1 protein-coding gene and 1 pseudogene are annotated in these 943 nt (G+C 67.1%); one reads left to right on the forward strand and one right to left on the reverse strand.

Annotated elements, in window-relative coordinates; all coding sequences use genetic code 11:
• Nucleotides 1-507: pseudogene (locus JCM9942_RS16895) on the reverse strand (4'-phosphopantetheinyl transferase family protein); the annotation flags it as partial.
• A 102-nt stretch (nucleotides 508-609) separates the two neighbouring features.
• Here JCM9942_RS16895 and JCM9942_RS16900 point away from each other — a divergent pair.
• Nucleotides 610-864, forward strand: coding sequence for a GlsB/YeaQ/YmgE family stress response membrane protein (locus JCM9942_RS16900; protein WP_054661002.1), 255 nt, complete (start codon nucleotides 610-612; stop codon nucleotides 862-864).
• Nucleotides 865-943 lie beyond the last annotated feature (79 nt).

Consider the following 943-nt stretch of genomic DNA (forward strand, 5'->3'; position numbering starts at 1 on the left):
CCCGGATCGCACCAGCCAGCACCAGCGCGCCGGCCGCCGTCGGCGCGAACTGCAACTTGTGCAGGCCGAAGGAGATGCCATGCCCGTGCGCCTTGAGCAGCGCCTCCTTGGCGCACCACACGCGAAGAACCAGTGCTCGCAGTCGGCGTCATCCAGTCCCAGCAGCCATACGATCTCATCGGGATGGAAGAAGCGGCCGATCACCTCGCGCATCTGCCGGCGCGGGCGCTGCTGCTCCAGATCCACGCCCAGCCGCGCGCCCTTGCCCAGCGCCACCAGCAGATGCCCGCCGCTGTGGCTCCAGCCGGTGCCGTAATGGTCCAGCGCGCCGATCAGCCAAGGCCGGCCGCGCTCATCACGGGTCAGCGGCAGCGCCTGCGGTGTCATACCCAGTTCGGCCGCCAGCACCTCACGAGCCTGCGGCTCGCCGCGCGTACCCGGGGTATGCGGCAGCATCCACACCTGCACCGGTTCGAACCGCCAGGACGGCCATGGCCCCCGGTTCATGCTGAATGGAACCGGGCAGGGGTCGACAAGGTTTTCACGGCGCCGCGCGTTGACTGTAGGCCCCGCACCGGCACAGGTGCTTTTAGGCAGGGAGAATCAGGCATGGGCCTCATCATCTGGTTGATCGTCGGTGGCGTCGTGGGTTGGCTGGCCAGTCTCATCATGCGCCGCGATGCACAGCAGGGCATCCTTCTGAACATTGTCGTGGGCATTATCGGCGCGATGATTGCCGGCTTCTTCTTCAGCGGCGGCAGCATCAATGCGGCCATCACGCTGCGCTCGTTCCTGTTGTCACTGGTGGGGGCGGTAATTCTGCTGGCCATCGTCAACCTGTTCACCCGCAAAAGCGTGCGCTGAGCCCGGCGCGCAATCACGGATCGGCACGGCCCGACTGGCAACAGCCGGGCCGTGGCTGATTGCCGGCGGCGAACCGCCC

Source organism: Stenotrophomonas pictorum JCM 9942, from assembly GCF_001310775.1.
GTDB classification, from domain to species: domain Bacteria; phylum Pseudomonadota; class Gammaproteobacteria; order Xanthomonadales; family Xanthomonadaceae; genus Stenotrophomonas; species Stenotrophomonas pictorum.

Excerpts from the sequence above, each read along its gene's own strand:
- JCM9942_RS16900 (WP_054661002.1), top strand. The coding sequence starts at position 610 with ATGGGCCTCATCATCTGGTTGATCGTCGGTGGCGTCGTGGGTTGGCTG.